This is a genomic window from Mycolicibacterium vaccae NBRC 14118 = CIP 105934 (genome assembly GCF_001552715.1).
Lineage (GTDB): Bacteria > Actinomycetota > Actinomycetes > Mycobacteriales > Mycobacteriaceae > Mycobacterium > Mycobacterium vaccae.
On record NZ_BCRS01000042.1, the window covers coordinates 1 to 19038 of the forward strand.

Annotated in this window: 17 protein-coding genes and 1 pseudogene; 8 read left to right on the forward strand and 10 right to left on the reverse strand. The window is 66.5% G+C overall.

Annotation, left to right across the window (positions count from 1 at the left end):
* Together MVA01S_RS10340 and MVA01S_RS10345 are read right to left on the reverse strand one after the other, a co-directional pair.
* Window positions 1-1797: pseudogene (locus MVA01S_RS10340) on the reverse strand (hypothetical protein); the annotation flags it as partial.
* Between the two features lie 686 nt (window positions 1798-2483).
* The gene (locus MVA01S_RS10345) at window positions 2484-3476 is read right to left on the reverse strand and encodes an LLM class F420-dependent oxidoreductase (protein WP_003930320.1); all 993 of its coding nucleotides are present in this window, start codon (window positions 3474-3476) and stop codon (window positions 2484-2486) included.
* Window positions 3477-3543: 67 nt separating this feature from the next.
* Here MVA01S_RS10345 and MVA01S_RS10350 point away from each other — a divergent pair, with 67 nt between their 5' ends.
* Entirely contained in the window at window positions 3544-3969 is a 426-nt protein-coding gene (locus MVA01S_RS10350; protein ID WP_003930321.1) for a pyridoxamine 5'-phosphate oxidase family protein, read from the forward strand.
* A 3-nt stretch (window positions 3970-3972) separates the two neighbouring features.
* On the opposite strand, the gene MVA01S_RS10355 is transcribed toward MVA01S_RS10350, so the two are convergent.
* The 8 genes from MVA01S_RS10355 to MVA01S_RS10390 all read right to left on the reverse strand — a co-directional run bounded on the left by MVA01S_RS10355 (window position 3973) and on the right by MVA01S_RS10390 (window position 13336).
* On the reverse strand, window positions 3973-5463 hold the full coding sequence (locus tag MVA01S_RS10355; RefSeq protein WP_237024229.1) for a class I adenylate-forming enzyme family protein: 1491 nt from the start codon (window positions 5461-5463) through the stop codon (window positions 3973-3975).
* Between the two features lie 30 nt (window positions 5464-5493).
* On the reverse strand, window positions 5494-6468 hold the full coding sequence (locus MVA01S_RS10360; protein ID WP_003930323.1) for a helix-turn-helix domain-containing protein: 975 nt from the start codon (window positions 6466-6468) through the stop codon (window positions 5494-5496).
* A 270-nt stretch (window positions 6469-6738) separates the two neighbouring features.
* On the reverse strand, window positions 6739-7860 hold the full coding sequence (locus MVA01S_RS10365; RefSeq protein ID WP_237024231.1) for a serine hydrolase domain-containing protein: 1122 nt from the start codon (window positions 7858-7860) through the stop codon (window positions 6739-6741).
* Window positions 7861-7957: 97 nt separating this feature from the next.
* Window positions 7958-10114 carry a 3-hydroxyacyl-CoA dehydrogenase NAD-binding domain-containing protein gene (locus MVA01S_RS10370; RefSeq protein ID WP_003930325.1) on the reverse strand — a complete coding sequence of 719 codons (2157 nt, stop codon included), beginning with the start codon at window positions 10112-10114 and terminating at the stop codon, window positions 7958-7960.
* Window positions 10115-10129: 15 nt separating this feature from the next.
* Window positions 10130-11341 (reverse strand): acetyl-CoA C-acetyltransferase, encoded by a 1212-nt coding sequence (locus MVA01S_RS10375; protein ID WP_003930326.1) that lies wholly within the window; start codon window positions 11339-11341, stop codon window positions 10130-10132.
* Window positions 11342-11534: 193 nt separating this feature from the next.
* Window positions 11535-11723, reverse strand: a complete 189-nt coding sequence (locus MVA01S_RS10380) for a hypothetical protein (RefSeq protein ID WP_003930327.1) — start codon at window positions 11721-11723, stop codon at window positions 11535-11537.
* Window positions 11724-11757: 34 nt separating this feature from the next.
* Window positions 11758-12864, reverse strand: a complete 1107-nt coding sequence (locus tag MVA01S_RS10385; protein ID WP_003930328.1) for an alkene reductase — start codon at window positions 12862-12864, stop codon at window positions 11758-11760.
* Window positions 12865-12901: 37 nt separating this feature from the next.
* A complete protein-coding gene (locus tag MVA01S_RS10390; RefSeq protein ID WP_040541158.1) occupies window positions 12902-13336 on the reverse strand; it encodes a RidA family protein in 435 nt (144 codons plus the stop codon).
* A gap of 63 nt (window positions 13337-13399) precedes the next feature.
* Between MVA01S_RS10390 and MVA01S_RS10395 the strand changes: the two genes are divergently transcribed.
* The 7 genes from MVA01S_RS10395 (at window position 13400) to MVA01S_RS10425 (ending at window position 19032) form a co-directional block, all read left to right on the forward strand.
* Window positions 13400-13870, forward strand: coding sequence for a MarR family winged helix-turn-helix transcriptional regulator (locus MVA01S_RS10395; protein ID WP_003930330.1), 471 nt, complete (start codon window positions 13400-13402; stop codon window positions 13868-13870).
* Between the two features lie 183 nt (window positions 13871-14053).
* Entirely contained in the window at window positions 14054-14821 is a 768-nt protein-coding gene (locus MVA01S_RS10400; RefSeq protein WP_060941589.1) for a TetR/AcrR family transcriptional regulator, read from the forward strand.
* A gap of 135 nt (window positions 14822-14956) precedes the next feature.
* Window positions 14957-15685: an SDR family oxidoreductase gene (locus MVA01S_RS10405; protein WP_204249595.1), complete on the forward strand. Its 729-nt coding sequence runs from the start codon at window positions 14957-14959 to the stop codon at window positions 15683-15685.
* The gene (locus tag MVA01S_RS10410; RefSeq protein ID WP_040541160.1) at window positions 15682-16710 is read left to right on the forward strand and encodes an ABC transporter substrate-binding protein; all 1029 of its coding nucleotides are present in this window, start codon (window positions 15682-15684) and stop codon (window positions 16708-16710) included. Before MVA01S_RS10405 ends, MVA01S_RS10410 begins: the two co-directional genes overlap by 4 nt.
* A 5-nt stretch (window positions 16711-16715) precedes the next feature.
* On the forward strand, window positions 16716-17477 hold the full coding sequence (locus MVA01S_RS10415) for an ABC transporter permease (protein WP_157895636.1): 762 nt from the start codon (window positions 16716-16718) through the stop codon (window positions 17475-17477).
* Window positions 17478-17632: 155 nt separating this feature from the next.
* Window positions 17633-18247: an ABC transporter permease gene (locus MVA01S_RS10420; protein ID WP_157895637.1), complete on the forward strand. Its 615-nt coding sequence runs from the start codon at window positions 17633-17635 to the stop codon at window positions 18245-18247.
* A complete protein-coding gene (locus tag MVA01S_RS10425; protein ID WP_003930336.1) occupies window positions 18247-19032 on the forward strand; it encodes an ABC transporter ATP-binding protein in 786 nt (261 codons plus the stop codon). The genes MVA01S_RS10420 and MVA01S_RS10425 overlap by 1 nt, the downstream gene beginning before the upstream one ends.
* Window positions 19033-19038 lie beyond the last annotated feature (6 nt).

Consider the following 19038-nt stretch of genomic DNA (forward strand, 5'->3'; position numbering starts at 1 on the left):
ATAACCGAGCACGTCCCCGGACTGCGCGAACGTGGCGATCTTGAGCACCAGCTTCGACAACGATGATGAATCCCCATCGGCGATATCCACCGCCGAAACGAGTTTGACCGGATCGTCTCCGATCGTGTAACCGAGGCCGGGCAGTGCTGTCACCAGCGGCGGCAACTTGATCTCCGGCCACACTCCGACCGTTACGAAGCCGGGCGCGACGTTGTCCACACCGTGTTCGTCAGTCGCCGAGATCGTCACGCCGCGCACCAGCAGCGCACCCTGGGTCGCCGAGAACGTGATCGCCTCGATCGCCTGCTTGTACTGCGCCTTCGTCGCCACCCCGCTGAGGGTCAGGGTCTTCGTCTGCGCGTCCCACGTCGCGGTGATCGGATTGCCTTCGATAGTGGCGTATTCGAGCAGGTCGCCGTCCTGGGCCAAGGTCGCGATCTTGATGATCACCTCGGCGAGATGGTCCGAGTCACCGTCGGCGACCAGGACCGACGAGACCAGCTTCACTGCGTCGCCGCCGAGCGTGTATCCCAGGCCTGCCACCGGCGTGATCAACGGCGGGAGCTGGATCACCGGGTCGACGAACACCGGCACGGTGACGGTGACATTGTCGGCCTGGGCAAGGCCGAACATCCGGGCGACATTGTGTAGCAGGCTCATGACGCCGCCCAGGGCGCCTGTCGGGTGTTCGGAATCGTCGCGAATCACCACCTGGAAGCTGTCCTGGAGCGGATCGCCGGCGACGAGTTGGTAGGGCGTGTAGATGAAGCGACCGGTGATGATGTCGCGGAACACCCAGCCGTGTTCGGGCTGGATGATGTCGTAGGTCAACGGATCACCGTTGGGATCCGTGGCATGCAGGTCGATGAGCAGTTGACCGGTGAAGATCTGCTCGGTCGTGATCGGGCCGTAGATCGGCGACTTGTTGAAGAAGGTGTGATTGATCTGGCGGCGAACCCACGCCAACAACGCATCCAGCCACGGCGCGCGTGCGGGGGCGTCCGGATCGGCAAACGGCGTCACGACGTTGGAGACGACCGCGGTGAACAGGCCGACCGAATCGGTGATCTCCTGCGTGGCCGTCGGCTCCGGCGACGGGGCACCGGTCAGGGGCACCACCTCGGTCGCAGCACCGGACGATTCCGCAGCGGACGACTCCTCGGTGTCGGCGTCCTGGACTGTCCCGGCAAGTTCGTCGGTGGGCTCGGTTTCCCGGGGAGGCACAGACGGCTGCCCCGCCGACGCCGGAGCGCCGTCGGACTCGACGGGAACCTGCGCGTCCTCGGCACCGGCTTCCTCGGCCGGCGGCTCGCTCTCCGGATCGGGGTCGAGGTCGGAGGCCTCGTCGGTCTCATCGGGATCTTCGTCCCCGACGTCTTCCCCGTCGTCGATGTCCTCGTCGGTTTCGTCATCGCCGTCGACGTCGTCGATTTCGTCGATGTCGTCGTCGACCTCGTCGGTGGCATCCGTCTCGCCGTCCTGTGCGGCGTCGGCGGCACCTGGAACGGAAGGACCCGGCGCTACAGAGTCGTTCCCGGGGCTCGACACCGACGATTCGGTGTCGCTGTCCGCGTAAGCGACGCCGGACGAGTTCGCGACGGCAAGACCCACGCCGAGCGAGACGGCGAGGGCGCCGACCCTGCCGATGTGGCTTGAGTACGGAGTGGTCTTGCGTGCATGCCTGCCGGACCGTGCCCGCCCGGTGTCAGTGGGGTCGCCGGCGACCCAGAAGTTCTTCCACTCGGAATCCGGGGCGCCCCTGCGCGCGGCGCGGTGACGGGCTGGGGCTGCACACATACACGACCTCCGTTGCTGAAACTGCATCCTGCTGGATGTTCAGTCGCCCCTGCGGAGCAGAACCCGGGTTAGCCCGAGGTGGTGTCGTCGCCGTGTCCGAGCCTGTGCATCCCAGGCTCATTCTCGACTCCCCGACCGGTCCGTGCCCACTGCGCTTGGTTTGCTGGACGTGCACCGAGGCGTCCAGTGCACGCCCAGCTAGGGGTGAGCTTAAGACAATAACGTGACCTGGATAACGAAATTTGCGATAAATTTTGCCAACGCAACTATCGAGTTACGCCATCCGCTGTCGTTGCGTCCTCAATTACCCAGTTCAGCGGGACTTCAGTCCGACGACTAGCAAATTTGCATCGGCGAAAATTGTGATCAGAACGAGTCCGTGGGCTGTGCTGTCGGCGCCTCCCCCCGCGAGTTTTGCCGCGGGACGGCTCACGACGACGCGGCGTCCTCCGTGCGTGTCGCGGCCGACGACACATCGCCAGATTCCCAGTCGGCGGCGTACAACGTTGCTCAAAATGCATCACCGGGGTTACGGCGGCCGCCGTCCGTACCCAAGCTGCAACGCGGGGCCTCCGGGGAGGTCGCGTTCGGCCCGCCAACCCGACGCAAGCGTCGACCAGTTCATTTACCGAAGACGTCAGTATTTGCCTAGGCGCTGCCCGCATCCGGGTCCGCCGAGCTGCCGGTCACCCGAGCGCCGGAATGATCTCCCGCTCGAACATCTCGATCCCGGAGCGGTCGTAGGCGGCCTCGGGGAAGTAACAGATCACGTACTCACACCCGAGGTCGCGAAGCCGCTGAAGTGTTTCCACGAGCTGCTCGGGCGTGCCACTGCCGGCTTGCGGGCTGCTCATCGAGTTCAGCATGGCGTCGGCGGCCGCCTCCCCGGTCAGCCCGCTGATGCGCGAGCGCACCTGCGCCAGCCGGTCCTTGACGTCGCTCTCGGTGGACCCGACGACGACATTGATGTTCGCCGAGCGGACGATGCCGTCGAAATCGGTTCCGACGTCACGGCAATGGTCGGCAAGCACCTGCGACTTGTGAGCGAAACCCTCGGGCTCTGAGGTGAAGTTGGTGTACTGGGCGTACTGCGCAGCGATGCGCAGGGTGACTTTCTCGCCGCCCCCGGCGATCCACAACGGAATGCCGCCGGGCTGCAGGGGCTGTGGGGCCACGATCGCACCGTCTGTCTGGTAGTGCTTTCCGTCGAACGAGACAATTCCGTCGCGCCAGGCGGCCCGCATGATCTGCACGCCCTCGTCGAGCCGCGCCAACCGCACCCCGGCGGACGGAAATCCGTATCCGTACGCGCGCCATTCGTGCTCGTACCAGCCACCGCCGATACCCATCTGGATGCGTCCGCTCGAGATGATGTCGGCTGTGGCCGCCACCTTGGCGAGATACGCGGGATTGCGATAGCTCATCGCCGTGCACATCTGGCCGAGCTTGATCCGGGACGTGGTCGCCGCGTAGGCCGACATCAGCGTCCACGCCTCATGGGTGGCCTCGCTGGTGGGCACCGGCACCGTGTGGAAGTGGTCGTACACCCACAGTGAGTCCCAGATGTCGCCTTCATCCACGTAAGTGGCCAGATCGCGCATCACCTGCCACTGGTCACGCGGTTCGATTCCGACCAGGTCGAGTCGCCAGCCTTGGGGAATGAAGAGTCCGAAGCGCATGAATCCGACTCTATGCTCTTGGTCGAGGTGACCTCGATAGCCATCGCCGATCAGTAGCGTAAGAGTTATGGCCCTTTCCAAGGATGAGCGCGAGAGCTTTCTCGCCGAACCCCATGTCGCCGCCCTTTCCGTTTCCGCGGGTGAGGGACGCGGCCCGTTGACGGTTCCGATCTGGTATCAGTACACCCCCGGCGGTGACCTGTGGTTCACCACCGGTGCCGGATCACGTAAGCACCAGCTGATCGAATCCAGCGGCTACGTCTCGCTGATGGTGGACCGCGTCGAACCCACCGTGCGCTACGTCGCGGTCGACGGCCCGGTTCTGCGCATCGAACCCGGCACCGACGAACAACTCGTCGAGATGACCAAGCGCTACCTCGCACCCGAGAAGGTGGACGGCTATCTGGAGTTCGCGCGGCGCGAGCACGGGGAGAGCGTGGCCGTGTTCGTCGAGCCGAAGCACTGGCTGTCATCCGACCTGGGCTCGGTGTAACCCTCAGTCCGCGGGGCGGCCGGCATACAGTGCCGCCACGGCGGGCAGACTCACCTTCAGAGCCGGAGTGCGGGGCAACTCGTCGACCGTGACGACCGCGACGGGCGCGTTGTAGGCGGGAAGCGACTGGCGCACCAGGTCTTTGAGGTCGTCCTCGCTGGGTGCGGCCGCACCGGCCGCGACCTCGACAGCAGCGAACGGCACCTGCCCGAGGCGCGCGTCGGGAACCCCCACCACGCACGCGTCGCGCACCGCGGGATGCCCGACGAGGACCCGCCTGACGGTTTCCGGCAGCACCTTGAACCCACCGCGGTTGATCGCGCCGTCAGCCCGGCCGTGCAGGTAGACGAAGCCATCCGCGTCGATGCTGGCGATGTCGGTGGTCCTGATCCAATCCGGGCCGATAGGGGCGACCTTGGCCTCCAGCAGGCCGGGCTCACCTGCAGCCAGTTGGCGGCCGCTCTCGGGATCGACGACCCGTAGCTCGGTGTCGGGCAGTGCCCGCCCGACACTGTTTCGCTTGGACTCCTGGTACACCTGCACCATGTCCGAAGTCCACGCGCACAGCGACCCCGCGAATTCGGTTGCCCCATAGGCCAATCGGACCGGGATCCGGTACTTACTCTCGAACTCGTCGCGGGTCTCGGGGTCCAGCGGCCCCGAGGCGCTGATGAGGAATTCGAGGGAGGCCAGATCCGCCTTCGGCACGTCGGCGTCGAGGAGCATACGGATCACGGCCGGCTGCACCCCGGAGCGCGCCACCCGGTGCCTGCGGACGGCGTCGACCCACCCGTCGACGGTGAACCGCTCGAGCATCGCGACGCGGCGCCCGTGATAGATCCCGGCGATCAGCTGGCACACCCCGATGCCGCCGAACTGCCAGTACGCGAACTCCGGCGGCGCACCCGCAGACGCCTTCTCCCCGGCGGTGACGCTGAAGACCGTGCGCTCCAACACGTCAAACCTGATCGCCTGCCGTTTGGGCGGCCCGGTGGTGCCGCTGGTGAGAATCTTCAGAGCCACCCCAGGCTCGGCGGCAGCGTGCCGGCGCTCACCGGCACGCTGCCCGAGGCCGTCCACACACGACACCGCGGGGTCGGTCAGAGAGATCGCGAGCCCCGCGGATCCGACCCGTGCCGCGGCAGCGACGACCGGCTCCGTCCAGTCCTGCGGATCAGCCACCACCGCGGACAGATTCAGCCTCTCGACGTCCCCGGCGATCGCGTCCGGGGACTGAAACGAGTAGATCATCACCGTGGCGCGCCCAGCGGCCAGGAACCCGGCGATCGTCGCCGCGTGCTGAAGCCGGTTACGGACGATCAGACCGACCGGCGCGTCGTCGGCGACCCCGGCGCCGGCCAGAAGCGCCGCGATCTGCGTACCGTAGGCCACCACCTCGTGGCCCGAGTACCAGCGCCGGTCGAACTCGATGCACGGCCGGTCACCGTAGCCGTGCAATGCTGCCGCGAAGCTTCCGGTAAACCCTTCAGTCACGGTGCCATTGTGGAGCACCCGAGCCTGGAGTCAAGAGACCTCGCGGCCGGTGAAGGCTCCGCGGTAGTCGCTGGGCGTGGTGTGCATCTGCCGGACGAAGTGATGCCGGAAGGTCGCGGGCGACTCGAATCCGACCCGCGCGGCGATCTGCTCGATCGACAACGGGGTTGCTTCAAGCAGCGCCAGACTTGCCTGGATCCGCTGCGCGATCAGCCATTTGATCGGCGTGGTTCCGGTGGCCTTGGCGAACTGCCTCAGGTAGCTTCGCCGCGACATCGCCGACCGCTCGGCGAGTTCGTCAAGGGTGATCGGCCTGTCGAGATTGGCCATGGCCCAACTCATTCCGGCCGCTATCCGGCCGTCGTCGGCAGGCTCGGGCACAGGAGACTCGATGTACTGCGCCTGCCCGCCTGAGCGGTGCGGCGAGACGACCAACCGCCGTGCGACGTCGTTGGCCACCCGGCCGCCGTGATCGGAGCGCACGATGTGCAGGCAGAGATCCAGCCCGGCCGCGCACCCCGCGCTGGTCAGTACCCGGCCGTTGTCGACGTAGAGCGGCGCCGCATCGATGTCGATGGCCGGGTACTGCCGTGCGAGCAGGTCCGCATAGATCCAGTGCGTGGTGGCGCGGCGGCCGTCGAGCACGCCGGCAGCGGCGAGCGCGAAGGCCCCGGAACAGATCGACACCAACCGGGCGTCGCGCGCGTCGGCGGCCTTGAGCGCGTCGATGAGTTGGGGCGACACTGGTTCGGCGACGTCGCGCACGCTGGGGATCACCACGGTGTCCGCGGCGGCCAGGTCGTCCAGGCCGTAGGAGGTACGCACGACCGCGCCGCCGAGAAGACCGATCTCCTCATGTTCTGAGCACAGCTTGACCGAATACCACGGCCGCACCAGTCCGGCGGAGAACCTCTCGGACAACTCGGTCATGCCGAAGATCTCGGCGGCCAGACCCGATTCGAACCCCGACATGCCGTCGTACGCGAGGACCGCGACTGTATGCATGTCACTATCTTAACGAAGATGGTCACCAGGGCCACTGTTGTCGACGCAGTTGCGCGGGCAGCATCGACGGTATGTTCCACAAACGACCCTCACCTTGGGCACGGGTTCGATCGATTCTCCTGCGCCACAGAGTGTTACGGCCTGTACTGAAGTTCGCCTCCGGAGTCCACGAGGGCAATGGGCTGGCTCACGGAATAGAGCCGCCCTCGACATCGCAGGCACGCCCTCAGGTCCCGGGCACGGCCCCGTAGACGCTCCGACCTGAGGGCCTCACACCTGCGCGAACGCCGCCCAGAAGTCGTCGAACCCTTCCTGGGCGTCCGCGAGCATGCGCTGGGACAGAAATATCGCCACCCCACCGTCCGGCTGCACATGTGCCGAAGTCCCGGTACCGCCTATCCACCCCCACCGGCCAGGCACCATCCAGGGCTGCGCCGACTCCACGGCGACGGCAGCGCCCAGACCCCAGGAGTGCCCGTCACCGAGGATGTCCTGGCCCTGCCGACGCTGATCTTCCGTGAGATGGTCGGCCGTCATCAGCCGCACCGACTCCGGGCGCAGCACAGGATCACCGCCGTCGGCCAGCGCAGAGAAGAAACGCAACAGATCCGGCGCCGTGGACACCAATCCGCAGCTGAGATCCTCGAATGCCGGGGGCTGCGCGAAAACCCCGTCGGGGCGGTCGAACACCGCCAGCCCGCCGTCGGTCGTCGGCGCGTACTGGGTCGCCAGCCGGCCTGGTGACCGTGCCCGGAATCCGGTGTCCGCCATGCCCAGTGGACCGGTGATGCGTTCGGCGAGCAGCTCCCCCAGCGACTGATCCGTGACCCGGTCGAGCAGCACGCTCAGCACTTTGATCGGCATGTCGTAGAGCCATCCCGTTCCCGGCTGGAAGGCCAGTGGCAGCTCGGCGAGGCGACGGACGTATTCGTCGCCGGTCATCGGCGGAGGCACCGGGCCCGGACCGAGCTGGCGGTCGTCGACGGCCGCTTGCAGGTCTGAGGCGTCCAACAGCAGGCCCCACCCGGCCGTGGACGTCAGCAGGTCCGCGACGGTGATCGGCCGGGCGGCGGGAACAGTGTCGTCCAGCGGCCCGTCGAACCGCCGCAGCACCGCGGGCCTGGCGAACTCCGGTAGCCAGCGGCGGATCTCATCGTCGAGGCTCAGTAGCCCACCGTCGACGAGCGCCAATGTCAGCGCCGCCGCCAGCGGCTTCGACAGCGACGCGATGCGGAAGAGGGTGTCGGGGGCCATCGGTGCGGCGTCCGGGCCGAACGCCGCGTGGCCCGACGCGTGCACTTCGGAGGCGCCGCGACAACGCACGGCCGCCACATATCCCGGGATGCGGCCCTCGGCCACCCGCCGGTCCAGCACTGCCCATATCGAATTCACGTGCACGGGGTTCTGACCGTTGCCCGCGCCAAAACTCATCGCGGCCCGTAGACGAAAGTGCCCCCGGCCGGGAGCCGGGGGCACTTCGCACATCACGTCAGCTGGTCAGCGACGCGGGCGGGGTGAACCGCTCGCCGTAGCGCTCGGCCAGCTGCTTGGCGCGGGCGACGAACGCCTCCTTGCCGACGCCGAGCTCACCCTGATAGCCGACGATGAACTGCGCGCTGCCACCGGTGTACGGCGGGAAGCCGATACCCATGATGGAGCCGATGTTCGCGTCGGCGGTCGAGGTGAGCACGCCTTCGTCGAGGCACTTCTGGGTCTCCAGCGCCTCGGCGAACAGCATCCGGTCGATCATGTCCTGCAAAGGGATCGAGGAAGATCCAGCCTTGCCCGACCCGAAGGTGTCGGCGAGGCCGGGCCACAGGCCGACGCGCTTGCCGTCGACGTACTCATAGAAGCCCGCACCCTTGAGCCGCGACGGACGACCGATCTCGATCATCTTGTTGACGACCTCCTCGGCCGGGTGCGCCACGTGGGTGCCGCCGGCCGCCTCGGTCGCCTTGCGGGTCTCGGTGGCGATCTTCTGCATCAGCTCCAGGTTGAGCTCATCGGAGAGCTGCAGCGGCGCCGCCGGGTAACCGGCCTGCGCACCCGCCTGCTCGATGCTGGCCGCGGGCACACCCTCGCCCAGCATGGCCAGCGCCTCGTTGACGAAGGTGCCGATGACGCGGCTGGTGAAGAAGCCGCGGCTGTCGTTGACCACGATCGGGGTCTTGCCGATCGCCAGCGTGTAGTCGAACACCCGGGCCAGCGCCTCGTCAGAGGTCTTCTCGCCCTTGATGATCTCCACCAGCGGCATCTTGTCCACGGGGCTGAAGAAGTGGATGCCGATGAAGTCCTCCTGGCGCTTCACGCCGGTCGCCAGACCGGTGATCGGCAGCGTGGAGGTGTTCGAGCCCAGCAGTGCGTTCGGCTCGACGATGTCCTCGATCTCCTGGAACACCTTGTGCTTGAGTTCCTGGTTCTCGAAGACGGCCTCGATCACGAAGTCGACACCCTTGAGATCGGCAGCGTCGGCGGCGGGGGTGATCCGGGCCAGCAGCGCGTCGGACTTCTCCTTGGTGGTCTTGCCGCGCTCGAGCGCCTTGGCCTCGATTTTCTCCGAGTACGCCTTGCCCTTCTGGGCGGCCTCGATGGTGACGTCCTTGAGCACGACGTCGTAGCCGGCCTTGGCCGAGACGTAGGCGATACCGGCGCCCATCATGCCCGCGCCCAGCACACCGATCTTCTTGATCTCCTGCTTGGCGATACCGTCGGGCCGCGATGCGCCGCCGTTGATGGCCTGCAGATCAAGGAAGAACGCCTGGATCATGTTCTTCGCGGTCTGGCCGGTGACCAGCCCGACGAAGTAGCGGCTCTCGATGCGGGTGGCGGTGTCGAAGTCGACCTGCGCGCCTTCGACGGCGGCGTCGAGGATCGCGCGCGGGGCCGGCATCGGCGCGCCCTTGAGCTGCTTCTTCAGCAGCGCCGGGAAGGACGGCAGGATCGACGCCAGGCCGGGGCTGCTCGGCGTGCCGCCGGGCATCTTGTAGCCCTTCTGGTCCCACGGCTGGGTGTGCGCCTCAGGGTTGGCCTTGATCCAAGCCTTGGCGGCGGGCACCAATTCCTCGGTGCTGCCGACCAATTCGTCGACCAGACCGATCTCCTTGGCCTTGCCCGGCTTGAAACGCGTTCCCTGCGAGAGGATCTCCATGAACGCCTTCTGAATACCGAACATCCGCACGGTGCGCGCCACGCCGCCGCCACCGGGCAGCAGGCCGAGGGTGACCTCGGGCAGACCGATGACGACACCCCTGGTGTCGGCGGCGATGCGGTGGTGACAGGCCAGCGCGATCTCCAGGCCACCGCCGAGCGCGGCGCCGTTGATGGCCGCGACGACCGGCACACCGAGGGTCTCCAGCTTACGCAGGTCGGCCTTGATGAACTCGACCTCGGCGAACGACTCGGCGGCGTTGTCCGGGCCGACGTTCAGCATGCCCTTGAGGTCACCGCCGGCGAAGAAGGTCTTCTTCGCGCTGGCGATCACCACACCGGTGATCGAATCCTTCTCAGCGACAAGGCGTTCCACAGCGTTGTGCATGGACTCCTTGTAGTGCTCGTTCATCACGTTGGCCGACCCGGTCGGGTCGTCCAGCGTCAGGGTGACGATGCCGTCGGCATCCTTGTCCCACTTGATGGTGTTCTCTGCCATGTTTGCTCAGGCCTCTCAGACTCGCTCGATGATGGTGGCCACGCCCATGCCGCCGCCGACGCACAGCGTGATCAGCGCACGGCGAGCGCCGCGGCGCTCGAGCTCGTCGACCATGGTTCCGGTGATCATGGCGCCGGTGGCGCCCAGCGGGTGGCCCATCGCGATGGCGCCACCGTTGACGTTGAGCTTCTCGTCCGGGATGCCCAGGTCCTTCTGGAACTTCAGCACCACCGAGGCGAACGCCTCGTTGAGCTCGAAGAGATCGATGTCGTCGACCGTCAGGCCGGCGCGGTCGAGCACCTTCTTGGTGGCCGGGGTGGGGCCGGTGAGCATGATGACCGGGTCGGCGCCGGACGTGGCCGTCGCGACGATGCGCGCCCGCGGGGTCAGGCCCTGCGACTTGCCCGCAGCCTCCGAACCGATCAGTACCAGTGCGGCGCCGTCGACGATGCCGGAGCTGTTGCCGCCGGTGTGGACGTGGTTGATCTTCTCCACGTAGTGGTACTTCTGCAGCGCCACGTCGTCGAAGCCGCCCATCGCGCCGACACCTTCGAAGGCCGACTTCAGCTTGCCCAGGCTCTCGACCGTGGTGCCGGGACGGATGTGCTCGTCATGGTCGAGGACGACCAGGCCGTTCTGATCCTTGACCGGGACCACGGACTTGGCGAAGTAGCCGCCCGACCATGCTGCGGCCGCGCGCTCCTGCGAGCGCGCCGCGTAGGCGTCGACGTCTTCGCGGGAGAAGCCCTCGATGGTCGCGATCAGGTCGGCGCCGATGCCCTGCGGGACGAAGCCGATGCGGTAGTTGGTCTCCGGGTCGGCTGCCCAGGCGCCGCCGTCGGAGCCCATCGGGACGCGGCTCATGGACTCCACGCCGCCGGCGAGCACCAGGTCGTCCCAGCCGGACCGCACCTTCTGCGCGGCCATGTTCACGGCCTCCAGGCCGGAGGCGCAGAAGCGGTTCAGCTGCACACCGCCGGTGGTCTCGGGCAGCTTCGCGACCAGGCCCGCGGTCCGGGCGATGTCGCCGCCCTGGTCGCCGACCGGCGAGACGACGCCGAGGATCAGATCGCTGATCAGGTTCTCGTCCAAGTCGGGGAAGCGGGTGCGGATCTCGTCGATCAGACCGACGACCAGGTTGACGGGCTTGATCTCATTCAGGGCGCCGCCGCGCTGCTTGCCGCGCGGGGTGCGGATGGCCTCATAGATGAAGGCTTCTTCGGACATGCGTTCTCCAGGTCCTGTTCAGGGGTTTCGCGGGTTCCCACCCGCGGGGAGGCTGCTCCTCTGTGCGCGATGCTAGCAGCCTCGCCCAACCGCTTGGTTGGGCGGCCTGGAGGGCCCCTACCGCGAGCAGACGCAAACTCGCACGATTCGGGTGCGAATCGTGCGAGTTTGTGTCTTGTCGCGGGTGGAGGCGCTAGTCCGACGTGCCCTCGGTGTCGTCGAAGAACGACCATTCGCCGTCGTGCTCGACCTCCATGCGCCACCCGAGCTCTGAGTTGTCGGCCTTCTGATCGACGAACCAGGCGTGCGCGTCCTCGGCGCTCTCGATGTCCTTGGTGTCGACGACATCGCCATGGGGATTCAGTACACGATAGGTAGCCATGCGGGAGGTGTTTCCGCTCCCGCCCGGTTCACACCTACGCCGACCGAGGCGTCAGCAATTCGTCAAGCGTCGGGTAGTCGATGTAGCCGGCCGGGCCCGGCGCGTAGAACGTCGCCACGTCCGGCGCATTCAGTTCGGCGCCGAGCTTCAGACGATCGATCAGATCCGGGTTGGCCAGAAACGCCCGGCCCACCGTGGCCGCACTGATCACGCCCCACTCGACAAGACTCTCCAGCAGCGCGAAGTCGGTGTCCACGGTGCGCGGGGTGTTGAGCACCAATCTGCCCTCCCACTGCGTGCGGAGCGCGACGAACGCCGGCTCCGACGGGTCGATCGACATGTGCAGGTACGCGATACCCAGCGGTGCGATCCGGCACAACAGCGCCTCGTAGGCGCTGACCTGGTCGGTCTCACGCATGTCACCGGCGCTGTTTCCGGGCGAGATGCGCAGCCCGACGCGGCCCGGACCGATTTCGGCGGCCACCGCTTCGACGATCTCGGCGACGAACCGGGCCCGGTTCTGCGGGGATCCGCCATAGGCGTCGTCGCGCTGGTTGACGACGTCGGACAGGAACTCGTGCAGCAGATATCCATTGGCCGAATGGATTTCGACACCGTCCATGCCGGCGTCGACGGCACGCCTGGCGGCGGAGCGGAATTGGCCGACGATCTCGCCGATCTCGCGCACGGACAGCGCACGCGGCGCCGGCAACGGCTTCTTGCCCGTCGGCGTGTGGGCCGACAGGTCCGCGGCGACCGGGGACGGTCCCACGTTCTCGAAGCCGCTGATCTCCGGGTGCGCCATCCGGCCGACGTGCCACAGCTGGACGAACATCGCCCCGCCGGCGCCATGCACCGCCGACGCGATGTCCGACCACCTGTCCTGCTGGCGGTCTGTGTACAGGCCGGGGGTGTTCATGTACGCACCGTTGGCCTGCTCGCACACCGCAGTGGCCTCGCTGATGATCAACCCTGCCGTCGCGCGTTGGGAGTAGTACTCCGCCGCCAGTGCGGACGGGGTGCCGTCGGCATCCGCACGCGATCGGGTCAACGGCGCCATGAGGATTCGATTGGCCAGCGTGGCACTCCCCAGGGTGACCGGGGCCAGCAGGGCAGAGTTCTCACGAAGCGTGAAGGCCATGCCTCACTCAAGCGCCCGGGGGCCCCGGTTCATTCCCTCACCGACCGACGATCGCGGTCACCCTGATCTCGACCCTCATCTTCGGGGCTCCCAGTGCGGCAACCCCGACCTGCGTCCAGATCGGCGGCTGATCCGGCATCCGCTTGCGCAACTGGTCGGCCATCACGTCGTTGTGCGCGTCGCCGATCGAATCGTCCGCGCTGGGAAGGTGATAGGAGTTCACGTGCACGACGTCGCGCCACGTCGCGCCCGCGGTTGCCAGGGTGCGTTCGACATTGTCGAAGGCTCGCACGATCTCCTCCTCGAGTGACTCCGGGAAGTTCAGGTCGTCGTCCCAGCCGCCCTGACCCGAGATCTCCACCCGGTCGCCGATCCGCACCGCCTGGCTGTAGTGCAGTAGTTGCCGCATTTTCGGGCCGTAGCCGGGGGTTTCGAAGAACGTCACGTCAGTTGCCTCTTTGACTTCATTCATGAAGTGAACGTAGCACGCGATGACTTCACGCGTAAAGTCATGGTCGCTCGATAGAGTGCAGGGATGGCGCCCTCGGACGACGACACCCAGTGGCTGACTCCCGACGAGAAGGAGGCCTGGACGGGCCTGGTCTCGTTGATGATGCTGCTGCCCGGCAAGCTCGAGTCGCCGCTGCGCGAGGTCGATCTGACCCTCTTCGAGTACCTCGTGCTCAGCCACGTCTCCGAAGCGCCCGATCGGCGGATCCGGATGAGCGAGTTGGCATTCCTGACCAGCGGTTCGCTGTCGCGGCTGTCCAACGTCGTGAAGCGGTTCGAAGAGCGCGGGTGGATGGTCCGCTTTCCCGACCCGACCGACGGCCGCTACACCCTTGCCAGTCTCACCGATGTCGGCTACGCGTTGGTGGTCGAAGCCGCACCGATACATATGCGCTCCGTGCGTGAGTTCGTCCTCGACCCGCTCACCGCAACCGACAAGAAGGCGCTGGCCCGGATCGCCGCCAAGCTCCGGGTATGGCCGGGAGACCATACGTAAAGCCCTCGCTACCAGACGAATTCGCAGACCACCTTTTCCGCGAAGCACCACCGCCGAAGTCGCTCAACGCTTGCGTCGACAGCAGGCGAGCACCCTCGCGCTTCGCCGTCGGTCGACTCGTTATCGATGACGACACGGCGCTGCTACCATCGCCAACAACGGCGTAGATCGGAAGAGGTGCCGATGAAATCTCATGCGCGGAAATCAGAGGTCGAGCCTGCCGAGCGCATCCTGCGCGCAGCCACGGCGATCTTGACTGCCCAGGGTCGCGACGCGGTCTCGACTCGCGCGGTCAGCGCGATGGCGGATGTGCAGTCACCCACCATCTACCGCCATTTCGGCGACATGCAGCGCCTTCTCGATGCGGCGGCCAGTCGCGGCCTGGCCGACTATCTGAACGCCAAGCGGAGCCGTCAGCCCACCGACGATCCGGTGCAGGACCTCAGAGTCGGCTGGAACACCCACGTCGAGTTCGGCTTGAGCAACCCGCATGTTTACACCGTGCTGTACGGGGATCCACGCCCGGGCGCAACACCCGAAGGAGTCGCCGAAGGTGACGCCATCCTGCTGAACTTGGTTCGGCGAATAGCCGAGGCCGGGCGCCTGCGGACCGGGGTCGAGCGCGCGGCCGCGATGATGCACTCCGCCTGCCGCGGCGTCACCCTCACGCTCATCTCGATGCCGCCGGCCGACCGAGATCTCGGCTTGTCGGAGGCGACTCGTGAGGTGGTCCTGTCGGGTATCACCACCGACGCAGGCACCATGTCCACCGGCACGGGTATCGCACCCCGGGCGGTGGCCCTCAAGTCTGCGCTCGATCCGCCACCGAGTGCACTGACCCGGGCGGAGACGGCGCTGCTGGCAGAGTGGCTGGACCGGCTGACAGCCGAGCCGGCATCGCCGGACCAGCCGGTGCGCAGGCGCTCCGCCGGCATTCAACCCTCACCCTGATCCGCGTACCGCCGCACGGCGGTTCCGTCATTATCAGCGCCAACACCTTTGCGTTTTCGTTGGCAACATACTCGTGCTAGCGTCTGTGTTGTCAACGACAACGCAAAGGTGATATCAGTGCGAACACAGCAGCGGGTGGATCGACGAGTAGCGATCGTGGTCGGCGGCTCCGGCGGCATAGGCCGCGCGGTCAGTGACCGCTTGGCCGCAGACGGGATGGCGGTCGTCGTGCATTACCACCGTGGTGCCGGCCGGGCCGGCGAGACCGTCAGTGCGATTGCCGCAAACGGCGGTACGGCCACCGCCATCGGCGGTGATGTCGCCGACGAACGGGACATGGCGGGCCTGTTCCAGCAGGCAGCCCAGGCATACGGCGGCGTCGACGTCGTGGTGAACACCGCCGGAGTCATGGTGCTCGCGCCCGTCGCCCAGTTCGATCTCGACGAATTCGACCGGATGCATCGGATCAATGTTCGCGGCACGTTCATCGTCACCCAGCTCGCCGCTCAGCACCTGCGCAGCGGCGGCGCGTTGATCAACTTCTCGACATCCATCACCCGCTTACAGACACCCACATACGCGGCCTACGCAGCGACCAAGGGTGCCGTCGAAGCGATGACCCTGGTGACCGCTCGCGAGTTACGGGGCCGCGACGTCACCGTCAACACCATCGCCCCCGGGCCGACGGCAACACCACTTTTCCTCGAAGGCAAGCCCGAGAGGCTGATCGGTCGGATCGCTGCGCTTTCCCCGATGGAGCGGATCGGTTCACCGGACGACATCGCCCGAGCCGTCGCCGATCTCGCCGGCCCCGCCCGGTGGGTCAACGGTCAAACGGTGTTCGTCAACGGGGGTGCGGCGTGAATCGCCGCGGCATGCTGTGTGCCACCCTCGCCACGGCCGCGGTCGCCACCTGCGGCTGTGCGGTGGACCTGGGCCGGGTGGAGACGACCGGGGACGGGCTGACCCGGCTGGCCATCGACTTCAGTCCAACAGCGGTCAACGCGCAACTGACGCTCGGCGCCGAACGCGGCATCTTCGCCCGGCACGGCCTCGCACTCGAGCAGGTACCAGGCGCGGGTGCCAGCGCGGCCAGCGTCGCGCTGCTGCTCAACGGTCAGATTCAACTAGCGGTCAGCGAAATCACCGCCATACCAACGGCAGTCGCCGCTGGCTTTCCGGTCGAAGTCGTCACCTCGCTTGCCACCGACTACCGTTCCCCGCAGGGGGACGCGTTCTCGGTGGTGGTCGCCGGGGACAGCCCGGTCCAATCATTCGCCGATCTGCAGGGCCGGACCGTGGCCGTCAACGGTTTGCGTAGTTTCTTCGACCTGACCGTCTTGGAGTCCGTGCGCCGATCCGGCGGTGACCCCGAACTGGTCTCCGTGGTGGCCGTGCCGTTCGAGGATCAGGTCGCCGCGCTTCGTCAGGGCCGCGTCGACGCGGTCAGCACCCTCGAACCGTTCGCAGGCCAGTTGTTGCGCAGCGGTTTCCGGTCGATCGGCAACCCCGCGGCCACGGCGCTGGGACCCCGCAGTGTAGCCACGGTGCTGATGGGCGCCAAGGAGTTCATCGACCGCAACCCGGATGTGATGCACCGCTTCATCCTGGCACTCCAGGAGGCCACTGCGTACGCCAACGCCCATCCGGACGAGGTCCGCCGGACCATCAGCCAAACGACCGGGGCACCCCCGGAGGCCGTCGCCGCACTCCCCGTACCGTGGTTCATCACGGGGATCGAGCGCCGAGCCGCCGAGCTGACCACCCGGCTCATGGTCGAATACGGGCGCATCGAAAGCGCACCTGCGGTCGACGATTTCACCTGGCCGGAGTCGCCGGATGCCACCGACATCGCGACACCACCGCGCGATCTGCAGGTGACGGGGTGATGGGGGTGAAGTTCTCCCTTCTGCCGATCCTCACCACCGCCGGGCTGCTGGCAGCCTGGGAGGCGCTGTCGATCAGTGGAGTCTTTCCGCCTGAACTGCCGCCTGTCTCGGCAGTCGCGGCTTGGCTTCTCGCCGCCCTGGCCACCACGGAGCTGTGGACCGCGGTGGGGTTCACGCTGATGCACTGGTTCGTGGCGCTCGCCATCGGATTCGGGGCGGGTGCCGCCATCGGCGTCGTCATGGCATCCATCCCCTCGGCCAACGAACTCCTGCTCGGCACCGTCGAGTTCTTCCGGCCGATCCCCGTCGTGGTGTATCTGCCGATCATGCTGCTGCTGTTCGGGGCCCGCTCCCAGGTCGTCATCATGCTCGCCGCGGTGGCCGCCACCTGGCCGATACTGTTGCAGACTCTCTACGGGGTCAACGCCGTCGATTCGGTCACCCGCGACACCGCACGCGTATATGGGCTGACAGCCCGCCAACGACTGATGTGGGTGACGGCGCCCAGCGTACTGCCCTACTGGGGGACGGGCCTGCGTATCGCCTCGTCCATCACGCTGCTCGCCGCCATCGCCGTGGAGCTGATCGGAGCGATCCCCGGGCTGGGAAACACGCTGAACGCCTACGCGGCCAACGGTGTCTACCCGGCAACCTACGGCGTGATCGTACTGACCGGCCTACTGGGCGTATCGCTGAACAAAGTGTTCGAAATGCTGGAACACCGCGTGCTCCGGTGGCACCCGTCGCATCGGGTGGTGGCCGTATGAGGAACGACACCGTGAAAAGGGTCGGTATACGTCTCCTGCTTCCGCTTGTAATCGTGACGACATGGTGGGTGACGTCGGCGGGCAGCACGTCTCCGTTCTATCCGCCGCTAGCCGAGATACTCGAATCATTCCGGGACACCTGGATATTCAGCAGGGTGGGCACCGACGTGATTCCCAGTCTGCGGCGTCTGCTCGTCGCCCTGGTGCTGGCAACAGTGATCGGGGTGGCCGCCGGCATGGCACTCGGGCGTAGCCGCAGGTTGGCACAAGCGTTCAATCCGGCCATCCAGTTTGGCCGCTCCGTGCCCGGCACCGCGCTGGTACCGATCAGCGTCCTGCTGTTCGGAATCGGTGATGGCGCAAAGACCGTCGTGATCGGATTCGTCTGCGTCTTTCCCATACTGCTCAACACCATCGACGCGGTACGCGGTGTCGATCCGCAACTGGAGGACGTGGCAAGGACTTTCCGGCTGAGTCGCGCCCAACGTTTGATACACATCCTGTTGCCCGCTTCGGCACCGCAGATCATGGCAGGTGTGCGGACGGCATTGGGTATCGGCTTCATCATGATGGTGATCACCGAGCTCTACGCTGCCGCCAACGGCATCGGATTCGTCACCATGAGCGCCCGTAATGCCTTTGATGTTCCGCAGATGTGGGCGGGGACGGTGCTCCTCGGCCTGCTGGGGGTCACCCTCAGCACACTGTTCGTTCTCGCGGAAAGACACATCCTGCGATGGCACACCCGAATGACCGAAAAGGACCAATAATGCTGTCTGTCAAGAATATGCAACGAGTTTACGGCACCGGCGTCAGCGCGGTGGAAGCGGTGCGGGATCTCAGTCTGGAAGTGGACAACGGTGAGTTCGTCTGCATCGTTGGCCCTTCCGGCGCAGGCAAGACTACGCTGTTGAAGTGCCTCAGCGGTCTGCTGACCCCGACCAAAGGCACCGTCGCCCTCGACGGCGAGGTAGTCACGGAGCCGCCGAAGAAGATGGCCTCGGTGTTCCAGGATTACAGCCGCTCGCTGATGCCCTGGCTCACTGTGGAACGCAATGTAGGTCTGCCGTTGCGCAACAAGTTTCCCTCGGCGGGCGAGCGCAGGCGGCGCGTGGAACAGGCGCTGGAGGAGGTGGGGCTGAGCGGTTTCGGGCCGCGATATCCGTGGGAACTCTCCGGCGGCATGCAACAACGCGTGGCGATCGCCCGCGGCCTGGCCTACCAACCTGAGATCTTGCTACTCGATGAGCCTTTCGCGTCTGTCGACGCACAAACCCGTGCCGACCTGGAAGACCTGATCCAACAGGTCCATCTGACCACCGGCGTAACGATGCTGCTGGTCACCCATGACATCGACGAAGCGGTATACCTGGCCGACCGCGTCGTGGTCCTGTCGGCGCGACCCAGTGTGGTGCTGGAAACGGTGCGAGTCGACCTGCCGCGGCCCAGAACCCAGTTGATCACGAAGGGCCTTCCACAGTTCGCCGAGCTGCGGGCACAGGTCATGGGTTTGATCCGCGCCCGGGACCGCCGTACCGAGCCGACCGGAGGATAGAAGACA